A 5,122-nucleotide genomic window follows, 5' to 3' on the forward strand; every position below is an offset into this window, starting at 1 on the left:
GGCGGCCCCGGCGGTGGCCGGCGCCGGCCAGGTTGGCCAGCGCGACGGCGGCGTCCAGCGCGGCCCTGAGGTGATCGGTGACGTCCACCGGGTGATTATCGCCGCGGGTACGGGGCCGCGGACCCCGCCCCGGCGGTGAGGGCGCTCGCCCCGGCGTCGACCGCCCGGCCCTCCCGCGGCGGGGGTGATCCCGCTCTCACGGCCGTCGGGTTAGCGACCGTACGGCGCAGGGCAAGGAGGCGGACAAGGCTCGGCCACACATCCGGGGGCGGCATGGAGAGGAGCGGCGGCGTGACACTGAAGGACGGCGGGGAGGGCTGCGGGAAGGACGGCGCGGAGCGGGACGCGACGGCGGCGGACACCGGCGAGCTGTACCGCACCTTCGCGGCGCGGGAGGCCGCGGGGAACTCCGACAGCTACCGGGACCTCGCGGAACGGACCGGCCGGGACGGCGAGTTGCTGGCGCTCATCGGCCGGCTGCCGGAGCCGAAGCGGCAGCCGAACCTGCTGTTCGGCGCGGTCCGCCACCTCGGCGGGCCGGTCGGCGCGGGCTACCCGGCCTTCCGGGCCTGGGTGGCGGCGCACTGGGCGGAGGTCCGGGCGACCGTCCTCGCCCGGCGGACGCGGACCGACGAGCCCGGGCGGTGCGCCGTCCTGCTGCCGCTGCTGGCCGCGCTGCCACAGCCGCTGGCGCTGATCGAGGTCGGCGCCTCGGCCGGGCTCTGCCTGTACCCGGACCGCTACCGCTACCGGTACGACGGCCCGGGGCTGGACGAACCGGTCCTGGGGGACGGCGACGGGCCGGTGCTGGAGTGCGCCGCCACCGGGACCGGGGCCTTCCGGCCGCCCCGGCGGCGTCCCGAGGTGGTCTGGCGGGCAGGCGTGGACCTGAACCCGCTGGACGTGCGGGACGACGGGGACGTGCGCTGGCTGGAGTCCCTGGTCTGGCCCGAGCAGACCCACCGGCTGGAACGGCTGCGCGCGGCCGTCCGCACCGCCCGGGCCGAACCGCCGGAGCTGCTGTGCGGGGACCTCAACCAGGCCGTCCGCACCCTGGTCCGCCGGGCGCCCGCCGGGGCCACCCCCGTGGTGTTCCACAGCGCGGTGCTCAGCCACCTGCCGGCCCGGGAGCGGGAGGAGTTCGCCGGGACGATGCGGCGGCTGCCCGGCCACTGGATCTCCAACGAGGCGCCCGCCGTCCTCCCCGCGGTCGCCGCCCGGCTGCCCCGTCCGGCGCCGGCGGACCGCGCGGTCCTCACGCTCGCGCTGGACGAGCGGCCGGTGGCGTTCACCGGGCCGCACGGCCGGTCACTGGAGTGGTTCGGGAGCTGACCCGCGTCCGGGGGCCGCCCCGCGTCCGGGGCCGGCCTACCGTCCGGCCGGCGCGACGGCGGCCTGCGCGGTCGCCGCCGCCAGCCAATCCCGGTACCAGGAGCCGAAGGTGACGGGCCGGCCGGCCTCGTCCAGCAGCGGGGCGAGGTCGGTCTCGTCGGCCCGGTAGTCGGACCAGATCCGGCCGCTCTCGGGGCCGCTGACGACCAGCCACTGCCGCAGGGCGCAGCCGAGCTCGCAGAGGTAGACCGCGCCGACCGTGCGGTCGTCGTGCCACATCAGCTCGCCCCACTGCTCGTCCCAGGCCTCCCAGGCGGTGTCGAAGTCCTCCACGTCGTCGAAGTCCTCCTCGTCGGGGCGGACCTCCTGGAGGGCGGCCACCCGGGCGGGGTCGGCCGGAGTCGCCGGGAAGGGCTCGGCCAGGCGGGCCGGGTCGGTCAGGCCCGCCTCGCCCTCCCAACGCCAGCGGCCGTCCTCCTTCACCACCGGGAACAGGCCGTAGTGCGGCCCGGCGCCGCCCGCGCCGACCTCGCGCAGGAAGGCGCGGTACTCCTCCGGCAGCCGGACGCCGAGCTGGGCCTCCAGCTCGGCGAGCTCGGCCCCGGTCAGCGGCTCGGCCAGCCGGAAGCCGTGCCCGTGGTACCCGAACACCTCACGCGCGCCGGGCGCGTGCGCCAGGGCCAGCACCTGCTCACGGACTCCCGCCCAAGATCCTGTGGTCATGGCCGCAGGCTACGCGGCGCCACCGACAACGCCGACACGCCGACAACGCCGCCGCCCGGCCGCGGCGGGCGCGTGCTCGGGTACGCCCCCGGCCCGGCCGCGGCGGACCCGCGCCCGCTCAGGCCGGACCGGGGGCGTACCAGCCGTACGGACTGGGGAGGGCGCCGGAGCGGGTGGCGGGGGCGTAGTGGCGGCCGAAGAGTTCGGCGACCAGGTCGCGGCGGCTGGAGACGCCGGTCTTGGCGAGGATCGACTTGAGGTGGTCCTGCACGGTGTAGGCCGAGATGAACAGGCGCTCGGCGATCCGCGTGGTCGAGCAGCCCTGCAGCACCAGCTCGGTGATCTCGCGTTCGCGGCCGGTCAGCCCGTACGCGCGGACCATCACGTCGGCGAGGTGGGTCTGCCGGGCCGGTTCCACCACGATCGCGACCCGGTCCACCGCGCCGGTGCCGTCCACCGGCGCCAGCGCGGAGCCGTGCAGCAGCAGCCATCCGCCGTCCCGGCAGGGCAGCCGGGCCCGGGCGGGCAGGTCGGCCCGGCCGCTCGCCGCCGCGCGGGCCGCCGCCGCGACCGAGCGCACGCTGCTGGGCACCGTCCCCGGGTCGGCGATCCGGGCGAGCCAGCGCTCGGCCTGGGCGGTGGTGTCGGTGACCACGCCGTCCGCGTCGGCGATCAGCATGCCGGGGGCGTCCCGCGGGGCGGGCAGGCCGGGTGGCACGGAGACCGCGTCGCGCAGCATGCAGCGGCGCAGCCCGTCCGCGACCAGCGGGGCGACACCGGCGACCAGGTCGACGTCGGCCGCGGTGAACGGCGGCCCGCCGAAGCGGTAGGCGACCAGGGTGCCCCAGCAGTCCTCGCGGTCGCGGAACACCGCGCGCAGCTCGTCGGTGACGCCGAGCTGCGCCAGCAGGGTGCGCCAGCGCTCGGACCGGGAGAGGTCGCCCCCGGTGGCGTCGTGCAGCCGGGCGACGGGCACCCGGGCGCGGGCCAGGTCGCGGAACTGGTTGACGTCCTCGGTGCGGAACTCCAGGTCGAACAGCCGCTGTTCGACGGCGTGGTCCTCGGGCATCCCGATCAGGACGCAGCCGGTGAACAACAGCGTCGCCGGGTCGGTGGTGGACCAGGCCGCCACGTCCCAGCCGACCCCGGGGCGCAGCGCGGCGTCCGCCGCGATCCGGAATCCGCGCAGGTCGCAGGCGCGGTGGGAGCTGCGCAGCAGGGCGCGGCCGACACGTTCGGCAGGGGTCTCGGACATGGCGCACCACAGTACGCGCGGGCGCGCCGGGCACGGATCCCAGATATCTGGGATGGGCGGGCGGCGGGGGCGTCCCTAGCGTTCGAGCCATGAACACGAACACCGAGAACCCGCAGGTCGGCACCGTTCCCCAGGCCCCCGGCGGGGCCGTCGCCGACGCCGTGACGCAGCCGGGGGAGATCGCCGGCGCCACCCCGACCGAGGCCGGGGAGCGCAACATCAGGACCATGCGGCGGATCTACCGGGAGGCCTTCGACCAGGGCCGGCTCGACGTCCTGGAGGAGGCCTTCGACCCCGCGATGGTCAACCACACCGCGCCGCCCGCCCACCGGGTCGGCATCGAGCCGATCCGCGGTCTGATCCACATGCTGCGCACCGCCTTCCCGGACGGCCGGACCGAGATCGAGTCCATGACCTCCTCCGGCGACGTGGTCGTCATGCGCAACTGGTACGCCGGCACCCACCTGGGGCCGTTCCTGGGCCATGAGCCGACCGGGCGGAAGTTCCGCTTCCTGCAGATCCACTGGATGCGCTTCGACGAGCGGGGCCGGGTCGTGGAGCACTGGGGCGTGCGGGACGACGTCGCGCACCTGCAGCAGCTCGGCATCCTCGGCTGAGTCCCGCGCCCCGCGCGGGCACGGGGAGGACACGGGAAAGGGCGGACCCTCGGGAGGGACCGGTCCGGCCCCTCCCGCCGGGCCTCACTTCTCCAGGTCGCCGCGCATGGCGAGGAACATCTTCGCCGCCTCCGCGGGCGCGGTCTGCGGGAAGAGGGCCACCCCGACGGTGCCGTCGTCGGCCCAGCCGCAGATCGTGTCCTGCGCCGGGGCCGTGGGCAGCGTGAAGCACTCCAGCGAGCCGCCCAGCGGCCCGGCCGGGTACGGCTGGGCGGAGACCGGGCCCGCGGCCGAGCCGTTCCCCACCGCGTAGTCGATCAGGCCGCGCCACAGGAACTCCCGGCGGCGGTTGGTGTCCTCGGGGACGTGGTCGATGGCGAGCAGGAACACCGGGCGTCCGCCGGAGCGGCCCGGGATCTCGTAGGCGCTCGACACCACCCAGGCGCTGTTGGACAGGTCCCCCGGGTTCACGGGGACGTCGGTGGGCTGGCGGTCGCCGGTGGCGAGGGGCAGCCCGCCGGGCTTCGGCTCGTCGTGGACGGTGCGGCGGGCGGCGGTGCCGTTCCCCGCGCTGGGGGTCCCGGCGCTGGGCCGGGCAGTGGCGGTGGCGGTGGGCGTACCGGTGGTGGCGGCGGGGGCCGGGGCCCCGGTGGGGACGGCGGTGGCGGTGGTGGCCGGAGCCGCGGCCTCGGGGTCGTTCTCCGGCCCGCAGGCGGTGGCGGTCAGGACGAGGGCGAACACGGCGGCGCCGAGCGCCGCACGGGAGAAGGTACGCGATGGGTGGATCTGCACGACGGCTCCAGGGTGGTTCGACGATGCGGGAGGCGGTCACGGGGCACCACCGCCGGCGTCCGCGGTGTCCGGACGCGGACGGCCCGGGGGCGGAGCCGTCCGTGTCCGGCCGTGGCCCGGCACTGCTCTCCGGGGCACGGCCCCAGCCTGGACGGACGCACTTGGAACTCGCTGGGAACCCCGGCGGCGGAACCCGCCCGCACGGGTGCGGGCACCGGGGCGGGCCCGTGGCGCGGGAGGTCCGGGTGGGCGTCCTCGGCCCGCTGACCGCCACCGTGGACGGCCAGGAGGTCGGCCTCGGCGGGCCTCGCCAGCGGGCCGTCCTGGCGGTGCTGGTCGCCGCCCGCGGCCGTGCGGTCGGCCGCGACGCACTGATCGACCGGGCCTGGGAGGACCGCCCGGC

Annotated in this window: 5 protein-coding genes; 2 read left to right on the forward strand and 3 right to left on the reverse strand. The window is 77.1% G+C overall.

Going from position 1 to position 5,122, the window contains the following annotated elements; translation table 11 throughout:
* Window positions 1-291 precede the first annotated feature (291 nt).
* The gene (locus ACWEQL_RS40805) at window positions 292-1,332 is read left to right on the forward strand and encodes a DUF2332 domain-containing protein (RefSeq protein ID WP_452156421.1); all 1,041 of its coding nucleotides are present in this window, start codon (window positions 292-294) and stop codon (window positions 1,330-1,332) included.
* A 36-nt stretch (window positions 1,333-1,368) separates the two neighbouring features.
* Here ACWEQL_RS40805 and ACWEQL_RS40810 read toward each other — a convergent pair whose 3' ends face one another.
* Both ACWEQL_RS40810 and ACWEQL_RS40815 read right to left on the reverse strand, forming a co-directional pair.
* The gene (locus tag ACWEQL_RS40810) at window positions 1,369-2,055 is read right to left on the reverse strand and encodes an SMI1/KNR4 family protein (RefSeq protein WP_452156423.1); all 687 of its coding nucleotides are present in this window, start codon (window positions 2,053-2,055) and stop codon (window positions 1,369-1,371) included.
* Window positions 2,056-2,173: 118 nt separating this feature from the next.
* Complete coding sequence (locus tag ACWEQL_RS40815) at window positions 2,174-3,310, reverse strand: helix-turn-helix domain-containing protein (protein ID WP_452156425.1); 1,137 nt, start codon at window positions 3,308-3,310, stop codon at window positions 2,174-2,176.
* Window positions 3,311-3,399: 89 nt separating this feature from the next.
* Between ACWEQL_RS40815 and ACWEQL_RS40820 the strand changes: the two genes are divergently transcribed.
* Complete coding sequence (locus tag ACWEQL_RS40820) at window positions 3,400-3,927, forward strand: ester cyclase (RefSeq protein ID WP_452156427.1); 528 nt, start codon at window positions 3,400-3,402, stop codon at window positions 3,925-3,927.
* Between the two features lie 84 nt (window positions 3,928-4,011).
* On the opposite strand, the gene ACWEQL_RS40825 is transcribed toward ACWEQL_RS40820, so the two are convergent.
* Window positions 4,012-4,719 carry a hypothetical protein gene (locus tag ACWEQL_RS40825; protein WP_452156429.1) on the reverse strand — a complete coding sequence of 236 codons (708 nt, stop codon included), beginning with the start codon at window positions 4,717-4,719 and terminating at the stop codon, window positions 4,012-4,014.
* Between the last annotated feature and the right edge of the window lie 403 nt (window positions 4,720-5,122).

The organism is Kitasatospora sp. NPDC004240 (genome assembly GCF_053603215.1).

Coding starts and splice junctions, on each gene's coding strand:
- ACWEQL_RS40820 (WP_452156427.1), top strand. CDS start 3,400: ATGAACACGAACACCGAGAACCCGCAGGTCGGCACCGTTCCCCAGGCC.
- ACWEQL_RS40815 (WP_452156425.1), bottom strand. CDS start 3,310: ATGTCCGAGACCCCTGCCGAACGTGTCGGCCGCGCCCTGCTGCGCAGC.
- ACWEQL_RS40810 (WP_452156423.1), bottom strand. CDS start 2,055: ATGACCACAGGATCTTGGGCGGGAGTCCGTGAGCAGGTGCTGGCCCTG.